The sequence below is a fragment of the Marinobacter sp. LM1 genome (genome assembly GCF_042763285.1).
Lineage (GTDB): Bacteria > Pseudomonadota > Gammaproteobacteria > Pseudomonadales > Oleiphilaceae > Marinobacter > Marinobacter nauticus.
The window spans coordinates 3,802,561-3,822,949 of sequence record NZ_CP114373.1; the positions used below are offsets into that span (position 1 = coordinate 3,802,561).

The 20,389-nt window shown below is 58.4% G+C and carries 18 protein-coding genes; 13 read left to right on the top strand and 5 right to left on the bottom strand.

The features are described from left to right. Positions 1-20: 20 nt before the first annotated feature. Genes OZ656_RS17850 through OZ656_RS17860 form a run of 3 tightly spaced genes read right to left on the bottom strand, consistent with a single transcriptional unit; the run spans position 21 to position 2,904 of the window. A complete protein-coding gene (locus tag OZ656_RS17850; RefSeq protein ID WP_153740518.1) occupies positions 21-311 on the bottom strand; it encodes a PAAR domain-containing protein in 291 nt (96 codons plus the stop codon). Beyond that, positions 311-850: a DUF4123 domain-containing protein gene (locus OZ656_RS17855; protein WP_153740517.1), complete on the bottom strand. Its 540-nt coding sequence runs from the start codon at positions 848-850 to the stop codon at positions 311-313. The genes OZ656_RS17850 and OZ656_RS17855 overlap by 1 nt, the downstream gene beginning before the upstream one ends. Further along, the gene (locus OZ656_RS17860) at positions 847-2,904 is read right to left on the bottom strand and encodes a type VI secretion system Vgr family protein (RefSeq protein WP_153740516.1); all 2,058 of its coding nucleotides are present in this window, start codon (positions 2,902-2,904) and stop codon (positions 847-849) included. The genes OZ656_RS17855 and OZ656_RS17860 overlap by 4 nt, the downstream gene beginning before the upstream one ends. 252 nt (positions 2,905-3,156) lie before the next feature. On the opposite strand from OZ656_RS17860, the gene ppa reads away from it, so the two are divergent. Continuing rightward, entirely contained in the window at positions 3,157-3,684 is a 528-nt protein-coding gene (gene ppa / locus OZ656_RS17865; RefSeq protein ID WP_014422707.1) for an inorganic diphosphatase, read from the top strand. A gap of 116 nt (positions 3,685-3,800) precedes the next feature. Beyond that, positions 3,801-5,020, top strand: a protein-coding gene (locus OZ656_RS17870; RefSeq protein ID WP_379944743.1) for an IS3 family transposase whose coding sequence is annotated in 2 segments (ribosomal slippage) — positions 3,801-4,164 and positions 4,164-5,020 — 1,221 coding nt in all. Because the reading frame shifts where the segments join, the coding sequence is not laid out codon by codon here. 61 nt (positions 5,021-5,081) lie between these two features. On the opposite strand, the gene OZ656_RS17875 is transcribed toward OZ656_RS17870, so the two are convergent. Next, positions 5,082-6,134, bottom strand: a complete 1,053-nt coding sequence (locus tag OZ656_RS17875; RefSeq protein WP_286714501.1) for a DUF2333 family protein — start codon at positions 6,132-6,134, stop codon at positions 5,082-5,084. A gap of 22 nt (positions 6,135-6,156) precedes the next feature. Next, positions 6,157-8,148: an EAL domain-containing protein gene (locus tag OZ656_RS17880; protein ID WP_379944760.1), complete on the bottom strand. Its 1,992-nt coding sequence runs from the start codon at positions 8,146-8,148 to the stop codon at positions 6,157-6,159. Between the two features lie 213 nt (positions 8,149-8,361). Here OZ656_RS17880 and OZ656_RS17885 point away from each other — a divergent pair, with 213 nt between their 5' ends. The 11 genes from OZ656_RS17885 to OZ656_RS17935 all read left to right on the top strand — a co-directional run bounded on the left by OZ656_RS17885 (position 8,362) and on the right by OZ656_RS17935 (position 20,322). After that, positions 8,362-9,975: a diguanylate cyclase gene (locus tag OZ656_RS17885; RefSeq protein WP_141067453.1), complete on the top strand. Its 1,614-nt coding sequence runs from the start codon at positions 8,362-8,364 to the stop codon at positions 9,973-9,975. Between the two features lie 255 nt (positions 9,976-10,230). Next, the gene (aroQ, locus tag OZ656_RS17890; RefSeq protein WP_011786855.1) at positions 10,231-10,671 is read left to right on the top strand and encodes a type II 3-dehydroquinate dehydratase; all 441 of its coding nucleotides are present in this window, start codon (positions 10,231-10,233) and stop codon (positions 10,669-10,671) included. 26 nt (positions 10,672-10,697) lie between these two features. After that, the gene (gene accB / locus OZ656_RS17895; RefSeq protein WP_022993097.1) at positions 10,698-11,165 is read left to right on the top strand and encodes an acetyl-CoA carboxylase biotin carboxyl carrier protein; all 468 of its coding nucleotides are present in this window, start codon (positions 10,698-10,700) and stop codon (positions 11,163-11,165) included. An 18-nt stretch (positions 11,166-11,183) separates the two neighbouring features. Further along, entirely contained in the window at positions 11,184-12,530 is a 1,347-nt protein-coding gene (accC, locus tag OZ656_RS17900) for an acetyl-CoA carboxylase biotin carboxylase subunit (protein ID WP_011786857.1), read from the top strand. A gap of 2 nt (positions 12,531-12,532) precedes the next feature. Continuing rightward, positions 12,533-13,429: a 50S ribosomal protein L11 methyltransferase gene (gene prmA, locus OZ656_RS17905; protein WP_022993098.1), complete on the top strand. Its 897-nt coding sequence runs from the start codon at positions 12,533-12,535 to the stop codon at positions 13,427-13,429. A 73-nt stretch (positions 13,430-13,502) separates the two neighbouring features. Next, positions 13,503-14,768, top strand: a complete 1,266-nt coding sequence (locus OZ656_RS17910) for a DUF3426 domain-containing protein (RefSeq protein WP_379944761.1) — start codon at positions 13,503-13,505, stop codon at positions 14,766-14,768. Positions 14,769-14,976: 208 nt separating this feature from the next. Then, positions 14,977-15,975: a tRNA dihydrouridine synthase DusB gene (gene dusB, locus OZ656_RS17915; RefSeq protein ID WP_379944762.1), complete on the top strand. Its 999-nt coding sequence runs from the start codon at positions 14,977-14,979 to the stop codon at positions 15,973-15,975. Then, positions 15,972-16,289: a DNA-binding transcriptional regulator Fis gene (fis, locus tag OZ656_RS17920; RefSeq protein WP_011786861.1), complete on the top strand. Its 318-nt coding sequence runs from the start codon at positions 15,972-15,974 to the stop codon at positions 16,287-16,289. Before dusB ends, fis begins: the two co-directional genes overlap by 4 nt. Before the next feature lie 104 nt (positions 16,290-16,393). Further along, entirely contained in the window at positions 16,394-17,974 is a 1,581-nt protein-coding gene (gene purH, locus OZ656_RS17925; protein ID WP_379944763.1) for a bifunctional phosphoribosylaminoimidazolecarboxamide formyltransferase/IMP cyclohydrolase, read from the top strand. A 22-nt stretch (positions 17,975-17,996) separates the two neighbouring features. After that, positions 17,997-19,283 carry a phosphoribosylamine--glycine ligase gene (gene purD, locus OZ656_RS17930; protein ID WP_379944764.1) on the top strand — a complete coding sequence of 429 codons (1,287 nt, stop codon included), beginning with the start codon at positions 17,997-17,999 and terminating at the stop codon, positions 19,281-19,283. A gap of 103 nt (positions 19,284-19,386) precedes the next feature. Beyond that, positions 19,387-20,322, top strand: coding sequence for an alpha/beta fold hydrolase (locus OZ656_RS17935; protein ID WP_379944765.1), 936 nt, complete (start codon positions 19,387-19,389; stop codon positions 20,320-20,322). The last annotated feature ends 67 nt before the right edge of the window (positions 20,323-20,389 follow it).

The following is a 20,389-nucleotide window of genomic DNA, read 5'->3' on the forward strand; positions in this document are numbered from 1 at the left end:
AGTCAATGTCCATGCCATCATCAGGCCACCGTTACTGCTGGATCACCTTCGAGCACCACGCCGCCGTGAGCCGTAGCGCTCCCCTGCAACACAACTGGCACGCCGTTCACGGTCAACCCGGGAGCACCCTGGCTCAGGGTGTCGGGCCCGCCGACTTTGCAGTTACACTTATGGTCCTGCAGGGCAACCGGCGTACCGTTGACGGTAAAGGCCCCATCGCCCTCGGCAATGCCGCCACCAACGTGGGGCGTGTTACCCGAAAACATCGGGCACATGTGGTAATGACCTTTCAATGAAACGGGAATACCCATCAGATTTCCTCCATGAACGACAGGTGACCACGCACGAAACTATCTCCGACTTTGTCGCGCTGCCAAAACTGATATTGGTATGGGTGCTGGTACGGATTGAGATCGGCATGAATCAGCACATCAAAAGGAGCCAGGAACTCATCCCGGCGAAGAGGCGGCAAATCTTCCAGGTAGGGGCTGAGCACTCGCGGGTCGTGCCACCGAAACCGCGTTGTTTCTCCGCCAGGCAAACGGGCATACACCCGCGCCCGCAAGGCATCCGCCAGTTGTTTCTGTCCGAGGGAGCTCGCAATCCAAAGGCTGGCGTGGCCCAGCGGATCTTTCTGCAAACACACATCGATTGCCCCGGGTTCTCCGTCAACCGCAATGAGCCAGGGGCCGCTGTCGGCGAGCTCTTCGTCCTGCTGACGGAACAGGGAAAGCGTGTCCAAGCCAGCACCACGGGCAAACCACAGGGGTTCGGGACAGGCGGCGGCATCCAGTATCAACCACTGCACGCCCTGGAGGATCAGCGCATGCCGTCGCTTGGCGTTACTCATGCACCGTCCCCGCACGCGGAGCAGATATCAACCAGCGGCGTCCCCTCCCGAGCCGCGCTTTCCAGGGTTTTGATCTGAGAGACCGCACCGGTTGAGACCGCAACCGGACCGTTCAGTTTGATGGACGGTGAATCAATGGTCACGCCACCGGAGCCAATGGTGATTTTGCCCCCCGGGCCCTGAATCACAACACTTTCGCTACCGGTGAGGGTGAGATTCCGGGTGTGAATCAGTGCGCTCTCACCAGCCTCTACCAATACCTTGCCCTGCACTTTCTGGGTGTAGTGGCCACCCACTTCCAGGTCATGATTGGTATGGCTGTATTCGTGCCGGCGATCGGTCACTTCCAGGCGGTAGTGGCGGCCAACGTTGGTAAACCGATCACGGGTAACATCCAGAGTCTGATCCTGGCCAATGGTGGTTTTCTGGTCGCGGCCAATATCTATCTGCTCGTCACGGGTTACGTTCAGGCGCTGGTCGTTGCCGATGTGTTTTTCACGATCATTACCAACGGAACAGGTCTGGTTGTTGTATATCTCCAGCTCGTGATCTTTCTGGGCCCTCAGATAAACGAGCTGCTTGTCTTTTTCGTCCTCAAAGCTGAGTTCGTTGTAACCACCACCCTGGTGGGTTTGGGTGCGGAGGACCGTTTTGGTTCTGTTGGTGGGCAAGCTATACGGCGGCATATTGGTGGCATGATAGGTTCGCCCTGTAATAATAGGCTGATCCGGGTCACCATCCAGAAAGCTCACGATGACCTCATGCCCCACCCGCGGCAGCGCCACCACACCGTACTGCCCGCCAGCCCAACCCTGGCTTACCCGTAACCAGGCGCTGCTGTGCTCGTTGTCCTGGCCATACCGGTCCCAGGGAAAAATCACTTTAACCCGTCCATAGCGATCGCAATAGATTTCTTCGCCTTCAGGTCCAGTGACTCGAGCTATTTGAGGCCCATCCATGATTGGGCGGCAGTTGTCGCTTGGCGGGCACCAGTTCACGGTGGCCGGAACCGCGCTGAACTCATTGGTATAGGTGGTTGGCTCCTGGCCGGCATCCTCCTCCAAGGCCTGCGGTTGAACCCCTCGGTGAACCACTTCGGTCAACAGCCAGTCCCCATTGACCGCATCATCGAAATGCCCCTCAAGACCAACCCGACCGCCAGCAGTGAAATCCGGTCGGTTACTCTTGCCCGATGCGGTGCAGGCATTGCTCCGCAGAGACTCAAGGCGGGCCTTGGCAAATGGGGCGCCAGACGCATCCTGTTTATACCGCCCCGGATAATCGAAATGTTCATAATCCGGGCGCTGTTTCGAGAGGTCCGAAGCTACCTCCAGGTGATCCAGCCCGTAGGCGGGATTCGTGAAGGTGTAGTCTTTCATGGCGACCCCTGCAACGCTGACACGATCCAGGGTATCAAAGGCGAACACACACTGCTGCCTGGAGCCCCCACCCGCCGTTGCGTTATAGAGAGCGGAAGGCAGCGCTAACGCCTCGCGGTGATGATCCGCCAGGATCAGTTCGGTGCCATCGGAGCCATGCTCAGCACGATAGTGCCAGCCTTCTTCTGCAGCCAGTCGCTGAATAAACGCCAGATCCGACTCCCGATACTGAACACAATACTCCCGCTCTTCCGGCGTGCGCAGTAGATTGAAGCGAGTACCGGTGATGCCGCGCTCCTCGAGCATAGCGCCAATGATCTGTTCCGGCGTCTGGTGCTGAGAAATCCGGCTGTTTCGCCCTAGCCCCAGCCTCCAGATAGGCGAGCGGACAGTGAGGCGATAAGCGGTTCTCCGGTGGCCCGCAGAACCTCGGCCAAATTCTGCAACCACTCCACGGAACCGGCTAAGCAACTCGCCGTCCTGGAAGACACTCAACTCGGCTTCCTGCTCAAGCAAGTCGGCTGCAGCTATACCTGACTGTTGGCTGAATGCGCTGATGGTGAGAGAAAAAATCTCAGACAAGGCTTCCCGCACTTCGAAATCGAAAACCTTAAAGAGGTCGACTGGCTGTTCACCAATCGTCAAGGAAAACTGGAGTCCGTTTCCAATTTGCATTCCGTGCATCCTTTGCTTGATTCAAGCTTCTTCCTGATGAAACATAAAGCCATGATTCATCGAGCTCAATGGCGATCAAAACTTGCTCAAGATTAGCAGTTCACCAGGATCAATCAAATTCCCGAAAGATTGCATTTCGTTTATTTTCGGACCGACCAAGGTTTAGTTTCGAATGGCAAGAGACTTCCGTATAATTGCGCCCACTTTTTAAACGCAGTTAAACGAACCCTAACGTACCAGGAAGGATCGCACATGCAATTCGACAACATCCCCGCTGGCAAGAACCCGCCAGAAGACATCTACGTTGCCATCGAAATCCCGGCCAACAGCTCTCCGGTCAAGTACGAACTGGACAAGGACATGGGCGCCCTGCTGGTTGACCGCTTCATGGCCACTCCGATGTTCTACCCGGCCAACTACGGCTTCATCCCCCACACCCTGGCCGACGACGGCGACCCACTGGACGTCCTGGTGGTCACCCCGTACCCGGTGCAGGCTGGCTCGGTTATTCGTTGCCGCCCGGTAGGCGTACTGAACATGGAAGACGAAGCCGGTGGTGATGCCAAACTGGTGGCCGTGCCCCACGACAAGCTGACCCAGACCTACCACAACGTTCGTGAAATCGAAGACCTGCCGGAACTGCTGCGTGATCAGATCCGTCACTTCTTCGAGAACTACAAGACTCTGGAGCCCGGCAAGTGGGTGAAAGTGCAGGGCTGGGACAACGCTGCAGCCGCCAAGAAAGCTATCGAAGACGCCATCAACGCCTACAAGGGCTGATCACGCTTCGAACATAAAAAAGCCGGGCAAGTCTAACGACTGCCCGGCTTTTTTTGTGCCTGTGACCCGTCCTGAATAAGGTTTACACCTTCTCACTGGAAATTGTGGAGGGTGTTATGAACACGAAGAGGCGGAGGAGTCAGCGAGATTATTCCCTGGCCTTTAAATTGGCGGTGGTAGGCCAGGTTGAAAAAGGCGAGATGACTTACAAGCAAGCCCAGGAACGATATGGTATCCAGGGACGCTCGACGGTGCTAACGTGGTTACGTAAGCATGGTCAGCAGGATTGGAGCCCGGCGGCCATGCTCTTGGTACGCAAGGGGGCTGCGATGAACAAATCGGATCTTCCACTTACACCAGAGCAGCGCATCAAAGAGCTGGAGCAGCAGCTAGATGAGGCCAACCAGAAAGCGCAATTCTTTGAATCCGTTGTGGATGTGCTTCAAAAAGACTATGGCTGTCGCGTTGTAAAAAAGCGGTCCGGCAAGTCCTCGCACAAAGACAAATCCAAGGCCTGAACGTTAGTCGGGCTTGCCGATATCTAGGTTTTTCCCGTCAGGCCTATTATCAGTACTTCAAAGCGGATGCGGCTCGTAAGGCGCACAATCTCTTGGTGCTGGACTTTGTACGGGAAGAGCGCCTGCATCAGCCTCGGCTGGGAACCCGCAAACTGCATTCGCTACTGAAACTGAATGCCCCTTTGCGCATGGGCCGGGACCGACTATTCGACCTCCTAAGAGCACACCGACAACTGGTTCCCCGAAAGCGGGCCTATCATAAAACCACGCATAGCCATCACCACTTTCGCTGTCATCCCAACCTTATTAAGCCGGGTCCGGAGCAGGTTGTGCCAGCCGCGCCTGAGCAGGTCTGGGTGGCAGATATTACCTACTTACCTACTCACCAGGGCTTGGCCTATCTCAGCCTGATTACGGATGCTTTCTCTCGCAAAATCGTGGGCTACCATGTCCATGACACCCTTCATACGGATTCTGTGATACAAGCTATGCGTAAGGCATTGAAGGGAAGGAAACTCTCTGGAGAACTCGTTCATCACTCGGATCGGGGAATCCAGTACTGCTCCATGGCATACCAACAGCTGCATGCCAAACACGGCATTCGTTGTTCAATGACCGATGGCTATGACTGTTATCAAAATGCACTGGCCGAGAGGGTTAACGGCATCCTAAAAACGGAGTTATTGCTGGCGCGCCCCAAAGACCTTGCAGAAGCTCAAAAGATGGTCGATCAGTCCGTTCAGACCTATAACACAAGGCGACCACATCTTGCCTTGAAATACAAAACACCCGATGCGGTGCACCGGGCGTTTCAATAGAAATAGGTGTCAACCTATTTCAGGACTAGACACTGAGCCAAAGCTCAGACAACGGCGCTTATCAGCCCCGCGACAACAGGTCCCGCATATCACTGATCGCAGCATTCGCCCGTGACAGATAAGCCGCCATGGTCAACGAATGGTTGGCCAGCACACCGAAACCACTGCCATTGAGAATCACCGGACTCCACATGGAAGCCTGGGTGCCCTCCAGTTCGATAATGATCTGCTTTACGCTCGCCATGGCGTTCTTGTCCTGCAACACCTTCCGGAAGTCCACTTCCACCGCCCGGAAAATATGCAGCAACGCCCAGGCACTGCCTCGCGCCTCGTAAAAGACATCATCAATTTTGGTCCACGAGGTTTTGACATCCTCGCCACCGGTCTCTTCCGCCAGAGGATCATCCGGATTCAGATTAGCCACGGCATCCGACACCGACGCCTTGCCCACGCTTTCGCTGAGCGTGCGGGACAGGCTACCCAACCGGGTTTCCAGATCCGCCAGCCAGTTGTTCAGGTTATCCGCCCGGGCAAAAAACTGGGCGTCCGCCTGGGCCGGATCGGACAGGCGATTCAGATAGCGCTTGAGCGCATTGATACCACGCCGGTACTCGTTCTCGGTCGATGGAATGGCCCAGCTTTCACTGTCAAAGTGGAACTGGGGCTCGGCAATGGTCAGATCCGGGTCTTCCGCTGACTGGCTCTGGGAACGACTGATATCCTTACGCATCGCCCGGGAAAGATCCCGCAACTGGACCAGCACGCCATATTCCCAGTTCGGCATATTGTCCATCCACAGACCGGGAGGCGCGATGTCGTTGGAAATATAACCGCCGGGCTTATCCAGCAGGGTCTCGGCAATACGGATCATGGTGGCGGTGGAGGCAAAACCGGTCACCGGCTCCCTATCCATGGTGCTTGCCAGCGTACGGGTGTGATCACGTACAGAAAAGGTATCTGGCTCACTGCTCCAGTAGATACCCAGAACCATCGCAATCAGCAGGTAGACCACCAGCAAGGCAACCACCAACTTGCCAATAACACCGCTACCGCCGGTGTAATCCTGCACATCGTCTTTCTTGTCCCTGAAGTACTGTCTGATCTTGCCAGGCATAAGACTCCTGATCTCCTGTTGATTACGTGTCTGCGGCAAATGGTCTGCCAAGATGGTAGCCCATGGCGCCGTCAATACCCAGTCTACAGAGTACCGAGTATTCCGCCGCGGTTTCTACTCCCGTAGCGTACACCTTCACCCCCCGACTATGGGCAATACCCACAACCGACTCCAGCCAGAACCGGTTTTCATCATGACGGTCCAGGTTGTGGATGAAGCTGTGATCAATCCGAACGGCCCTGAACGGCAACCGCTTGAGATAACTGAACGGCACACCGCCCACGCCGAACCGGTCCACCAATACCGGCACCCCGAGGCGAGACAACTCCCGCACCAGGGCACTGACCGCTTTGCGGTGGTGGTGAATGGTCACTTCCGCAATGCCCACCCACAAACGAGCAGCTACGCCCCCAGCCTGAGCAAGCATGGCCACCAGATTGTCTCGAAAGTCCTTGCTGGCTACCGAACTGCTACCCAGTGAGACCGCCAGCGCGCGTTCCGGATGACGTTCAAGACACTCCAGCGCGCGGGCAATCAGCATTCGGTCGATGTCTGCCAACAACCCCAGGCGTTCTGCCACAGGCACGTACAACCCGGCTTTCAGAGCACCCTCTGCGGTATCAATACGGGAGAACACCTGATAATGGACCAGTGACTGATCGTTACCATGCACCATTGGCTGGAGCCAGAGCGACAGGTTATCTTCCCGAATCGCCTGAGCAATAATGGTGCGCCAGGTCTCCATATTATGATGGTTCTCAACACCGGAATCGGGAAGCAACAGGCTGCAGGACTCCTCTCGTTGCTGGGCGGCCCGGAGGGCTTCATCCGCGGCGGCCAACAAGGCTCTGACACCTTCATCAGGCCTCGCCACAGCCAGGCCCGCATGCACATGGGCATCCATCGGGGCGGAAAGATCGGAGTAAATGCCATCCAACTCCTGCACCAGCTGCTCGGCCCAGATACGCACATCCGCTGCCGAAGCCCCGGGCACAAACACGGCGAATTCCGCGCCGGTTCTGCGCCCGGCGAAGGATTCAGCATGGCGGGCAACAAAGGCACGGATACCGGCAGCAACCTGACGCAGCAATCGGTCCCCCTCGTCCCGGCCATAGGCCAGATTGTAATCCGCGAAGTAGGCCAGCTGGAGCATGATCAGAACACCGGGCGCCGATTTTTCTTCCGATTCCACTTCCACCTTCATGCGCTGGTCAAAGGCGCTGCGGCTTGCCAACCCGGTCACCGGATCTTCATTGTTCACGCGCCGCAAGTGCTGGATAAGCTTGCCCTGCCCCTCGAATAACTGACCCAGGTCATCCGCCATCTGGTTCATAGCCTCTGTCACCCGGTTCAGCTCCCGGGTGGAGCGAATACTCACTCGCTTCCGGAAATCCCGCTGGCCAAGCGCCCGGGCCTGGGCCTCGACCTCTTTCAAGGGCCTCAAAGTCCTCCGGAGTAACAGAAACAGCCCCAGCAAGCCACCAGTGGCGATCACCAGGGCGGATAGCAGCAGCCCCAGAGAAATATGCCAGAGGTCGTCGTAGGCCCGCCCGGGATGACTCACCACCCGCACCTTGCCCAACCGGCTCCAGCCCCTGACCACCTCCGCTTCCGCTACCGGCAAGGGCAATGCCGCCAGGGAAACAAACCACTCTGGCGCGCGGTTAGCCTGCAGCGGCATGCGCCGACCGGCAATCATCTCACCATCGTGCCCCAGATATTCGACAGCCAGGTAACGACCACTGTCGAATACCGCATCAATCAGTGACGCCGAGGCCACCGGATCAGAACCGTCAATGGCATTGGACAGTGAAAGCCCGGTTGCGGTGGCACCATCGCGGGCATGAGCGGACAGTTGATCGGCAACATAGCCCCGGAAATAGCCATAGCTGGTCACGAACGCAACCACCAGCGTGAGCGTCAGCAGAGTGCCGGCGAATAGCAACAGCAAGGTCTGCAAGGTAATTTCCCCTCGCTGCCTGCGGTTATAAAAGTTGTCGAGCATCCCTGCCATCACATCGGGGCTCCATCAGAGAAACGAGTATCAGGTTAGCTGTGACCCGGGCCGCAGAGTTGACAAACATTTACATAGCGCAACCTACGCCCACAACATTAAACACTATAGACTCTACACAAGGACCATAAAGCCTCTGTATAACTCATAAATGGCAAAAATTCGCGCAGACGGATATCGCGATCAACAATTGGACAGACAGGCCGGAGCACCATGAACGACGAGAGCCAGAAAGAGAAACTCAGGCAGCATTTCGCCCGCCGTGTCACCACCCAGGCCCGGGTGGTGCTTGATACCTGGCAGAAAATCCGCGACGACCGCAGTCAGGCGCCAGCCCATCGGGACGATCTGATTGCCGCAGCCGACAAACTCGTTCGTTATGCCCGGCGTTTCGAGATGGACAGCCACGCGGCTGCCGGCGAGCTGATCCTGTCCCTGTTGACGGACTGGCATCAGGACACCCCCCTGGACGATGCCAAAGCCAAGGCACTGGAAGATGCCACCGAGAATCTGCGCCTATCCACCCAGCGTCGCACCGACCAGGACACCTCCAGCGCGCCCCAGCAGTATCGTCGAACACCAGTTTATATTGCCCTGTCGAACGAAGAGATGGCCTCACGACTGATCCGGCAACTGGAATTTTTCGGTTTTCGCGCTTCCGCCTTCAGCGCATCAGCAGACCTGATTGAGGCCTGTGCGCTCAGCAAACCGGAAACCATCCTGATGGATGTCAGCTTCGGCGGCAGAGATAATGACGGCATTGCGACCGTGGAACAGCTGCAGGAGCAACACGACACTCCGATCCCCATCATTTTTGTCAGCGACGAGGACGGCAGCATTGAAACCCGGCTGCGCGCCTCCCGCTGCGGCGGGGAGGAGTTCTTCTACCCGGCGGTGGACCCCGGCCAACTGATAGAAAAGATCGAAACCTATACCCACGGCAACACTGTCGAGCCCTACAAGGTTCTGGTCCTGGACGATTCCAGGGCCCAGGCCAAATACATGGAAACGGTATTGAAAAAGGCGGGAATGACCGCTCACATCATCACCGACCCGATGCAGATCATTCATGCCCTGGAGGAGTTCTCGCCGGAAATCATCATCCTGGACATGTACATGCCCGGCTGCACCGGCATGGAGATTGCCCGTGTCATCCGCCAGCAGGATCGCTTTCACAGTGTTCCCATCATTTACCTGTCGGCGGAAGAGGACGTCAGCAAACAGCTGCACGCCATGAGCCTGGGCGGTGACGACTTCCTGACCAAGCCCATCGATCCCAAGCACCTGATTGCGACCCTGCACAACCGGGGTCGGCGGGCCCGCTCACTGCTGGCACTGATGATCCGCGACAGCCTGACCGGCCTGTTCAATCACACCCACACCCTGCACCTGCTGGAGCAGGAAATCGTGCGTGCGCGCCAGAAAGATCAGCCCATGTGCTTTGCCATGATCGATATCGACTTCTTCAAGAAGGTAAACGACACCTTTGGCCACCCGATTGGCGACCGGATTCTGCGCAGCCTGTCCATGTTCCTGAAACAACGTCTGCGCAAGACCGATCATATTGGCCGCTACGGTGGAGAAGAGTTCGCCATCATCCTGCCGAACACCCGCCCGGGCGATGCCCGCAATGTCCTCAACGAAATTCGTGAGCGCTTCTCCGAGCTCACCCAGCAGGCCGGCGACCGGGAATTCAATGTCACCTTCAGTTGCGGTATTGCCGACTGGCAGGGTGAAACCGCCCAGGCCCTGTGCGAGCGCGCAGACCGCGCCCTGTATACCTCCAAGGAGCACGGCCGCAACTGCGTGACCCTGGCTGAGACCTGACCTTCCGGGCCGGGCAATCGCCCGGCCCATGAAACCAATGTCGAATACCGACATTCACCGCCATGATCAACAATGATTGTCATCAACGAAATGTCATCGCGTGACAGCAGGTTGCTGTGTAACCTTTTCAGAGCAATGGACAACCGGCAGGATTGTCAAAAAGTGTTGATCTGGGGATAACAAGCACGCACCATTGGGGTAACGTGCCGTCATCTTCGGCGATCCTGTTAAAAAACCATCAAGGCAGACAGAACCATGTCGACCATTCTTGTGCTCCACGGCCCGAACCTGAATATGCTCGGAACCCGAGAGCCCGAGGTCTATGGCCACGAAACCCTGGCCGATATAGACGACCGCTTGCGCAGCAAGGCGGCTGAGAAAGGCCATCATCTGTTACACCTGCAGTCAAACGCGGAATATGAATTGATAGAAAGAGTGCATGAAGCCAGGGCTGAAGGGGTGGATTTCATCATCATCAATCCCGCCGCCTTCACCCACACCAGCGTGGCCCTTCGGGATGCCATGCTGGCGTCGGGCATTCCCTTTATTGAAGTGCATCTTTCAAACGTGCATGCGCGGGAACCTTTCCGCCATCACTCTTATTTTTCAGATATCGCCGAAGGCGTTATCTGCGGGCTGGGCAGCCAGGGCTACGATCTCGCCCTGAAGGCAGCCCTGCAACGAATTCACCGATAGAACACAGAAACGGGACTGGAACAGTTATGGATATTCGCAAAATCAAGAAACTCATTGAGCTCCTTGAGGAATCAGACGTCGAAGAACTGGAGATCCAGGAAGGCGACGATTCGGTTCGCATTTCCCGCCGTCGCGAGCCCGCCGCCGGTGGACATTACGTCAGCCATTACGCGGCACCAGCCCCCCAGGCTGCCCCAGCTCCGGCACCTGCGGCTGAAGCCGCTCCGGCTGCGGAATCTTCAGCCCCAGCAGCGCTCTCCGGCCACGCCGTGAAATCCCCGATGGTTGGTACCTTCTACCGTGCGCCGTCCCCCACCGCCAGCTCCTTTGTTGAAGTGGGCCAGAAAGTTAACGTGGGCGACGTGATCTGCATCGTTGAAGCCATGAAGATGATGAACCAGATCGAAGCCGACAAGGCCGGTACCGTTACCGAAATCCTGGTCGAGAATGGCCAGCCGGTTGAGTTTGACCAGCCCCTGGTCGTCATTTCCTGAATTCGGTGATTGCTAACCATGGCCATGTTAGAAAAAGTTCTGATCGCAAACCGCGGTGAAATCGCCCTGCGTATTCTCCGTGCGTGCAAGGAGCTGGGCATCAAAACGGTGGCGGTACATTCCCAGGTAGACCGCGACCTGATGCACGTTCGCCTTGCCGACGAATCTGTCTGCATTGGCCCGAACAGTGCCACAGACAGCTACCTCAATATCCCGACCATCATCAGCGCCGCTGAAGTGACCGATTCCGTGGGCATTCACCCGGGTTACGGTTTCCTGGCCGAGAATGCCGACTTCGCGGAGCAGGTCGAAAAAAGCGGTTTCCGCTTTATCGGCCCCCGTGCAGAGACCATCCGCCTGATGGGTAACAAGGTGTCCGCCATCGAAGCCATGAAAAAGGCCGGCGTACCCACCGTTCCCGGCTCCGACGGCCCGCTAACGGACGACGACGAACGCACCCTCAAGCTGGCGAAGCAGATTGGCTACCCGGTGATGATCAAGGCGGCCTCTGGTGGTGGTGGCCGAGGCATGCAGGTGGTGCACTCTGAAGCCGCCCTGCTGAAAGCAGTACAGATCACCCAGAGCGAAGCCAAGAATGCCTTCGGCGATCCCACCGTGTATCTGGAGAAGTTCCTGGAAACCCCACGCCACGTGGAAGTCCAGGTTCTGGCCGACATGCACGGCAACGTCATCCATCTGGGTGACCGGGACTGCTCCATGCAGCGCCGCAACCAGAAGGTCATTGAAGAAGCGCCGGCGCCAAACATCAACCAGGAATCCCGCGAGCGAACGCTCAAGGCCTGCGTGGATGCCTGCAAGGAAATCGGCTACGTCGGCGCCGGCACCTTCGAATTCCTGTATCAGGACGGCGAGTTCTACTTCATTGAAATGAACACGCGGGTACAGGTTGAGCATCCGGTCTCTGAGATGGTCACTGGTGTGGACATTGTGCGCGAGCAGCTGCGTATTGCCAGCGGTCTGCCACTGCAATACAGCCAGGACCAGATCCACATTTCCGGCCATGCCATTGAATGCCGGATCAACGCCGAAGACCCGAAAACCTTCGTTCCCAGCCCTGGCAAGATCAGTCATTTCCACGCTCCTGGCGGCAACGGCATCCGCGTGGATTCCCACCTGTACAGCGGCTACACCGTACCGCCGTACTACGATTCCCTGGTGGCCAAACTGATCACCTGGGGCGACGACCGGGAGATCGCCCGCCGGCGCATGAAGAATGCGCTGGACGAAATGCTGGTCGAGGGCATCAAGACCAACCAACCCCTGCATCGAAAACTGGTACGCGATGGTGGCTTTAAACAGGTAGACTTCACCATCCACTACCTTGAGAAACTGATGCGGGATTAACCATGCCCTGGATACAACTCCAGATTCCAGCTGATCCGGACACTGCGGATCAGCTGGAAGATCTGTTAATGGAAATGGGCGCCGACGCCGTTTCCATGGAAGACGCCGCCGACCAGCCGCTGTACGAGCCCGACCCGGGCACCACCCCCCTCTGGAGCCAGACCACCGTCACTGGCCTGTTCCAGTCTGATCGCAATATCGAACAGTTACTGGCGGAGATTCGCGACGCCTGGCACCAGCAGACCCAACAGTCTTTGGCCGACATTGACGTTACCCTGGTGGAAGACAAGGACTGGGAGCGGGCCTGGATGGACGACTTCCACCCGCTGCAGTTCGGTGAACGCCTGTGGATTGTGCCCAGCTGGCACGAGGCGCCAGACCCGGACGCCGCCAACCTGTTGCTCGACCCCGGCCTGGCTTTCGGCACCGGCACCCACCCGACCACCGCGCTGTGCCTGGAATGGCTTGACGGCCAGGATGTCGCGGGCAAGCAAGTGACCGACTACGGTTGTGGCTCCGGCATTCTGGGCCTGGCCGCCCTGTTACTGGGGGCAGAACATGTCGTTGGCGTCGATACCGATCCCCAAGCCCTGGAAGCCAGCCGTGACAACGCCCGCCGGAATGGCGTTGAAGATAACCGCCTGGATTTGTACCTGCCCGGCAACGATCCGGACACCCGAGCCGATATCATGTTGGCCAATATCCTTGCCCAGCCGCTGATCGGCCTGGCACCGAGACTGGCCGAACTGACCAGGCCCGGCGGGGATCTGGTACTGTCCGGCATCCTGTTCAATCAGGCCCGTGACGTGATGGAAGCCTATGAGCCCTGGTTCATTATGGACGAGCCGGAACAGAAAGAAGACTGGATACGCCTCACAGGACGGCGCAAGGACGGATGACGACACAGGCGTTTATGTCTAAACTGCCTCCATCGTAGTGATCGACCAGAGATCGAGCTTTCAGGAACGAAGCATGACCCAGAGCAGCCTGCAGACCCAATGCCCCAACTGCGAAACCCGTTTTCGGGTAACAGACGAACAGCTGAGCGTCGCCAGGGGCAAGGTACGCTGCGGGAACTGCATGAAGATTTTCAATGCGGTCGAACATCAGGTGGTCTCCGGCAAGGATAAAGCCGGGACCAGCCAGCCACCCTCGAAATCCGCTCCTGAAACCGAAGCAGCAAAGCCCGGCCGGTTCGACGATGAAGAGGAACTGATCTTTGCGGACAACCCCGAGGAAGATGCCACCGAAGGCCGCTATGCCGGCAGCAAACTGACGTTCTCAGATGATGAGCTCAGCGACAGCTTCCGCAATTTCGACGAGCCCGAGGAATCCAGCTTCAGCGACGACGACCTGACGCCGGAAAACCAGAATATCGACGAGAGCTGGGCCGAGGCCATGCTCAACGACGACGAGCCCGCCAAGCCATCGGCTCAGCCAGAATCAGCGAAGCCTCAGCGTCCTGCCCAGCCGCAGCCCGAACCGGAACAGGCATCGCTTCAGACGCCCCCTGCTGCCGAAACACGGCCGGAGCCGCTGCGCCGTGAGGACAGCGAGTCCAATGAAACAACCCTGCCCGCCAACGAGGTCACTTCAGCGGAGCCGTCCACGGAACCGGATATCACGGACCTCAGCCTGGCAGATGACGATCGTGTGGGCGACCCGATTGTCAGCCGTACCCGCAAGCAAGCGGCACCAGACACCCTCTACCATGACCTGCGGCGCGACCCGGTCTCCATCGGGAACGGCGGCGGCCGGCTCAGAACCGTGTTCTGGGTACTGGCGGTAGTGGCCCTGCTGGGCGTGCTGATTGCCCAGGTTACCTGGTACCAGTTTGACCGGCTTTCCGCCATTCCCCAGCTGCGCCCGTTCTACGAGAAGGGCTGCGAAATTGCCGGGTGTGAACTCAAACCCCTGGTGAATGTCGAGGCTATCCAGAGCCGTAAGCTGGTGGTGCGCACAGACCCGGAGAACCGGGATCAACTCATTGTCGATGCCGTGATCCTCAACCGCGCGGGCTTCGAGCAGCCATTCCCCGCCATCGCACTGACCTTCTCCAACCTCAATGGCGATGTGGTGGCCCAAAGCACCTTTACACCGGAAGAGTACCTGGCCGGTGAGGCCGCAGAACTTGCCAGTATGCCGGTGGAGACGCCAGTGCGGATCGCCATCCGGATACGCGACCCCGGGCGGGATGCCGTCAACTACAATCTGAGCTTTCGCTCCTGGGCACCTTGACGCCAATCAATAGCCTGCGGGCCGACAGTTGACAGCGCAAAAGTCAACCAGAAAGCGCGAAAAATAATCAATTTTTTAACGCTTTCGCCCCTTCAATCAGCTTGCCCCCGGCGGTATCATTACCGCCCTTCGGAGACCGGAGCGGTCAGAAATTGAACAGCCGCTCCAGCCGAATTTTGCTTAACCCGCTGTGACACGGACTCAGATCATGCTGCCAACGGCAAAAATCGGGCCGTACACCCTGCCCAACCCACTGATTGTTGCACCCATGGCCGGTGTAACCGATCGCCCTTTCCGGCTGTTATGTCGGCGAATGGGGGCCGGGCTGGCGGTATCGGAAATGGTCATAGCGGACAGCAAGCTCTGGCATACGCGTAAATCCCGGACTCGCCTGAATCACGAAGGCGAACCGGAGCCCAGATCGGTCCAGATCGCTGGCGGCGACCCCGAAATGCTGGCCGATGCCGCCCGGCAAAACGCTGAATTCGGTGCTCAGATCATCGACATCAACATGGGATGTCCCGCCAAGAAAGTCTGCAACAAGGCCGCCGGTTCGGCCCTGATGAAAGACGAGAAGCTGGTGCGGGAAATTCTGGAAGCCGTGGTGAAGGCGGTAGATGTGCCGGTGACCCTGAAAATGCGAACCGGCTGGGACAGAGACAACCGCAATGCCCCGGTCATCGCCAGGATGGCGGAAGATGCCGGCATTCAGGCTCTGGCCGTACACGGCCGCACCCGCGCGGACAAATACAACGGCGACGCGGAGTACGACACCATCGCTCAGGTCAAGGCCAGCGTTGGCATACCGGTGTTCGCCAACGGCGACATTACCACGCCGGAGAAGGCCCGGCAGGTACTCAGCCATACCGGTGCCGACGGCTTGCTGATTGGCCGGGGTGCCCAGGGCCGGCCCTGGATTTTCCGGGAGATACTTCATTATCTGGAAACCGGAGAACACCTGCCGCAACCGCCCATGGATGAAGTGGAGCGCATTCTCGCCGGGCACCTGGAAGAACTGCACCGTTTCTACGGCGAATTGATGGGCGTGCGTATCGCCAGAAAACACGTGGGCTGGTATCTGCAGTCCCATGATGACAGCAAACAGTTCCGACAACGCTTCAACGCCATCGATGATGCGCTGGAGCAGAAAGACAGCATCGCACAGTATTTTGCAGGCTTACGAAATGAAGAGGTATTCGCAGCATGACCGCTGAGACTTTGGCAAATCAATCCCTAAGCACCCCGGCCAACGATGATCTGCATCAGTTGCACACGGTAAACCACAGCGGCAACAGCGTCACCCTGCGTGACAGCGTAGAAGTTGCCCTGAAGAACTACTTTGAGCAACTTGATGGCGCGCCGGTAACCGACGTGTACCAGCTGGTACTGTCAGAGGTGGAAGCCCCGCTGCTGGAGCAGGTGATGAAATACACCCGCAACAACCAGACCAAGGCATCCACCATGCTCGGGCTGAATCGCGGCACCCTGCGCAAGAAACTCAAGCAATACGGTCTGCTATAATCAGACCTGACCCCACAAGGGCCTCCCGGATGCGTTCGCGAGGCCCTTGTTATTTGCACCCAGGCTTACAATCCGGCTTATCTGACCAGCGAAGAAAGTGACCCATGGCAAACCAGGCAAACACCCCCGTCCGTCGCGCCCTGATCAGCGTGAGTGATAAAACCGGCATCGTCGATTTCGGCCGTGCCCTCACCGAACGCGGCGTTGAGCTGCTCTCCACCGGCGGAACTTTCCGCCTGCTCAAGGAAAACAAGGTACCGGTCACCGAAGTGTCCGATTACACCGGTTTCCCGGAAATGATGGATGGCCGGGTCAAAACCCTGCACCCGAAAATCCACGGCGGCATTCTAGGCCGTCGTGGCACCGACGATGCCATCATGGCTGAGCACGGAATCAACCCCATCGACATGGTGGTGGTGAACCTGTACCCGTTCGAGGACACCGTGGCCAACCCGGACTGCGACCTGGCCACCGCCATTGAAAACATCGACATTGGCGGCCCTACCATGGTCCGTGCCGCCGCCAAGAACCACAACGATGTTGCCATTGTCGTGAACGCATCCGACTACAACCGCGTTCTGAAAGAACTGGCGGACAACGACGGCGAGCTGACCTACAGCACCCGCTTCGACCTCGCCGTGAAGGCCTTCGAGCACACCGCCGGCTACGACGGTGCTATTGCCAACTATCTGGGCGGGCGTACCCCGGATAACGACAACGCCGACTTCCCCCGCACCTTCAATGCCCAGTTCGTGAAAGTTCAGGATATGCGTTACGGCGAGAACCCGCACCAGCGCGCTGCCTTCTACGCCGAGCGCCACCCGAAGGAAGCCTGTGTCGCCACCGCCAAACAGCTTCAGGGCAAGGAACTGAGCTACAACAACGTGGCCGACACCGATGCGGCGCTGGAGTGCGTCAAACCCTTCGCCGACCCGGCCTGCGTCATCGTCAAGCACGCCAATCCCTGTGGCGTGGCCATCGGTGCCGACATCCTGCAGGCCTACGACCTGGCCTTTGCCACCGACCCCACCTCCGCCTTTGGTGGCATCATCGCCTTTAACCGGGAACTGGATGCGGCAACCGCCAAAGCCATCGTGGACCGTCAGTTCGTGGAAGTGATCATTGCCCCGAGCGTAGCGCCGGAAGCGGTCGAGATTGTGGCCGCCAAGAAGAATGTACGCCTGCTGGCCTGCGGCGAATTCGACGGTGAACGCGCCCAGACCATGGACTACAAGCGGGTGACCGGTGGCCTGCTGGTGCAGGATCGTGACCTGGGCATGGTAGCTATGGAAGACGTGAAAGTGGTCACCGAGCGCCAGCCCACCGAACAGGAACTCAACGACCTGCTGTTCGCCTGGGAAGTGGCCAAGTACGTTAAATCCAACGCTATTGTCTATGCCAAAGCCGGTCGCACCATCGGCGTCGGCGCCGGCCAGATGAGCCGCGTCTACAGCGCCAAGATTGCAGGCATCAAAGCCGCCGACGAAAACCTGGAAGTGAAGGGTTCCGTCATGGCGTCGGATGCATTCTTCCCGTTCCGTGACGGCATCGATGCCGCGGCCGAAGCCGGCATTACCGCCGTGATTCAGCCAGGCGGCTCCATGCGCGACCAGGAAGTGATCGATGCCGCCAACGAGCATGGCATTGCCATGGTCTTCACCGGCATGCGCCATTTCCGTCACTGATCAAAGAACTCAGGAGTAACACATGAACATTCTGGTTATTGGCAGTGGCGGACGTGAGCACGCTCTGGCGTGGAAAGCCGCCCAGTCACCGCAAGCGGATAAAGTGTTTGTCGCCCCGGGTAACGCCGGCACCGCCCGGGAACCGAATCTGGAAAACGTCGACCTGGACGTGATGGACCTGGACGGCCTGGCCAACTTCGCCGAGCAGAACAACGTCGGCTTGACCATCGTTGGCCCGGAGGCCCCGCTGGTGGCCGGCGTGGTGGACAAGTTTGAAGAGCGCGGCCTGCGCATCTTCGGTCCCAGCGCTGGCGCCGCCCAGCTGGAAGGCTCCAAGGCCTTCACCAAGGACTTCCTGGCCCGCCAGAAGATTCCCACCGCCGACTACGCCAATTTCACCGATGTCGACGAGGCCCTCGCCTACGTGCGTGAAAAAGGCGCACCCATCGTGGTTAAAGCCGACGGCCTGGCTGCCGGTAAAGGTGTAATCGTCGCCATGACCCTGGCAGAAGCCGAAGATGCCATCCGCGACATGCTCGCAGGCAACGCCTTTGGCGATGCCGGCAGCCGCGTGGTGGTGGAAGAGTTTCTGGACGGCGAAGAAGCCTCCTTCATCGTGATGGTCGACGGCAAGAACGTACTGGCCATGGCCACGTCCCAGGACCACAAGCGCGTAGGCGACGGCGACACCGGCCCCAACACCGGTGGCATGGGAGCTTATTCTCCCGCCCCGGTGGTCACTGCCGATGTGCACCAGCGGATCATGGACGAGGTGATCTACCCCACGGTCAACGGCATGGCGGCGGAAGGCCATTCGTACAAGGGTTTCCTGTACGCCGGCCTGATGATCGATACCAGCGGTGCCCCCAAGGTCATTGAGTTCAACTGCCGCTTTGGCGATCCGGAAACCCAGCCGATCATGCTGCGCATGAAGTCCGACCTGGTGGAACTGTGCCAGGCCGCCGTGGATGGCAAGCTGGACGCGTGCGATTCCGAGTGGGATGAACGCGCCTCTGTCGGCATCGTACTCGCTGCCGGTGGCTATCCCGGCAGCTACGACAAGGGCGATGCCATCTCCGGCCTGCCGGACGGTGAAACAGAAGGTGAGAAGGTCTTCCACGCCGGCACCAAACTCAACGGCGACGATGTCGTCACTGCCGGGGGCCGCGTGCTCTGCGCTACCGCTCTGGGCAACACCGTCACCGAAGCCCAGCAACGGGCCTATGAGCTGGCAAAGAAAATCAGCTGGAACGGCATGTTCTACCGCAACGACATTGCCTACCGGGCCATTGCCCGGGAGCAGAGCTGAGGCTCCGGCTCGCCGAGTAACAGCGTCAGCCCGGTCATTGACCGGGCTTTTTTATGGGTTAGTGTTGGCATTCAATAATAGCCATAACGAAAAGGAGTTCCCTGTGCGCCGCACTCACCTGAAGCTGTTCCTGCTGCTGACCGTTACCCTGCTGGTCAGCGCCTGCTCCCGCCAGAGCATCTACGAAAACGCCATAGGCTGGGAACGCTCAAGCGCCGGCCTGAAGGCCGCACAGGTCACCGTTGGCGATCTGGACATTGCCTACCTTCGCAGTGAAGAACCGGTCGATGGCGACACCCTGGTGCTGATTCACGGCTTCGGCGCCAACAAGGATAACTGGACCCGTCTGGCCAAAGAGTTCCAGGGTGAGTTCAACATCTATGCCCTCGATCTGCCAGGCCATGGCGACAGCAGTAAACCCCTGGACATCGGCTACCGTTTTGAGGATCAGGTAGATTACGTCCACCAGATACTGAAGGAGCTCGGGGTGGAACGCTTCCACATGATGGGCAACTCCATGGGCGGCGCCATCACTGCCCTCTACGCTGCCACCCATCCAGAACAGGTTCACACAGCCGTACTGTTCGACCCTGCCGGTATCTTCGAATATGAAAGTGAGCTGGTGGACCTGGTCATGGATGGCGACAACCCGCTCATCCCGAAACGGGAAGGCGATTTCGACCGCCTGCTGGACTTCGCTCTGGAAAAACGCCCTTTCGTGCCCTGGCCGATCTTTGACGTGATGGAAGAAAAGGCCATCGCCAACCGGGAAGTCAACGAAGTCATTTTCCGGGCCATCCGAGACACCGGCTTCGAGCCGGATTTCCGCAACGCCATCACCAACATCCAGGCGCCGGTTCTGGTGGTCTGGGGCAAACTCGACCGGGTAATTGACTATCGCAATGCCGATGTCTTTGTTGAGGCTATCCCGAACGCGCGCAAGGCCATTCTCGATGATATCGGCCACGCGCCGATGGTGGAGGCGCCGGAGGAATCGGCAGCCCTGTTCCGGGACTTTCTTGCCGACCGGCAGCCCTGAAACCATTCGCCACTACAGCTAAGCCCGAAAAAAAGGTAGGCTTCAGAGCTTTGGATTCCGTCGTCAG

Coding starts and splice junctions, on each gene's coding strand:
- OZ656_RS17850 (WP_153740518.1), bottom strand. CDS start 311: ATGGGTATTCCCGTTTCATTGAAAGGTCATTACCACATGTGCCCGATG.
- OZ656_RS17855 (WP_153740517.1), bottom strand. CDS start 850: ATGAGTAACGCCAAGCGACGGCATGCGCTGATCCTCCAGGGCGTGCAG.
- OZ656_RS17860 (WP_153740516.1), bottom strand. CDS start 2,904: ATGCAAATTGGAAACGGACTCCAGTTTTCCTTGACGATTGGTGAACAG.
- ppa (WP_014422707.1), top strand. CDS start 3,157: ATGCAATTCGACAACATCCCCGCTGGCAAGAACCCGCCAGAAGACATC.
- OZ656_RS17875 (WP_286714501.1), bottom strand. CDS start 6,134: ATGCCTGGCAAGATCAGACAGTACTTCAGGGACAAGAAAGACGATGTG.
- OZ656_RS17880 (WP_379944760.1), bottom strand. CDS start 8,148: ATGGCAGGGATGCTCGACAACTTTTATAACCGCAGGCAGCGAGGGGAA.
- OZ656_RS17885 (WP_141067453.1), top strand. CDS start 8,362: ATGAACGACGAGAGCCAGAAAGAGAAACTCAGGCAGCATTTCGCCCGC.
- aroQ (WP_011786855.1), top strand. CDS start 10,231: ATGTCGACCATTCTTGTGCTCCACGGCCCGAACCTGAATATGCTCGGA.
- accB (WP_022993097.1), top strand. CDS start 10,698: ATGGATATTCGCAAAATCAAGAAACTCATTGAGCTCCTTGAGGAATCA.
- accC (WP_011786857.1), top strand. CDS start 11,184: ATGGCCATGTTAGAAAAAGTTCTGATCGCAAACCGCGGTGAAATCGCC.
- prmA (WP_022993098.1), top strand. CDS start 12,533: ATGCCCTGGATACAACTCCAGATTCCAGCTGATCCGGACACTGCGGAT.
- OZ656_RS17910 (WP_379944761.1), top strand. CDS start 13,503: ATGACCCAGAGCAGCCTGCAGACCCAATGCCCCAACTGCGAAACCCGT.
- dusB (WP_379944762.1), top strand. CDS start 14,977: ATGCTGCCAACGGCAAAAATCGGGCCGTACACCCTGCCCAACCCACTG.
- fis (WP_011786861.1), top strand. CDS start 15,972: ATGACCGCTGAGACTTTGGCAAATCAATCCCTAAGCACCCCGGCCAAC.
- purH (WP_379944763.1), top strand. CDS start 16,394: ATGGCAAACCAGGCAAACACCCCCGTCCGTCGCGCCCTGATCAGCGTG.
- purD (WP_379944764.1), top strand. CDS start 17,997: ATGAACATTCTGGTTATTGGCAGTGGCGGACGTGAGCACGCTCTGGCG.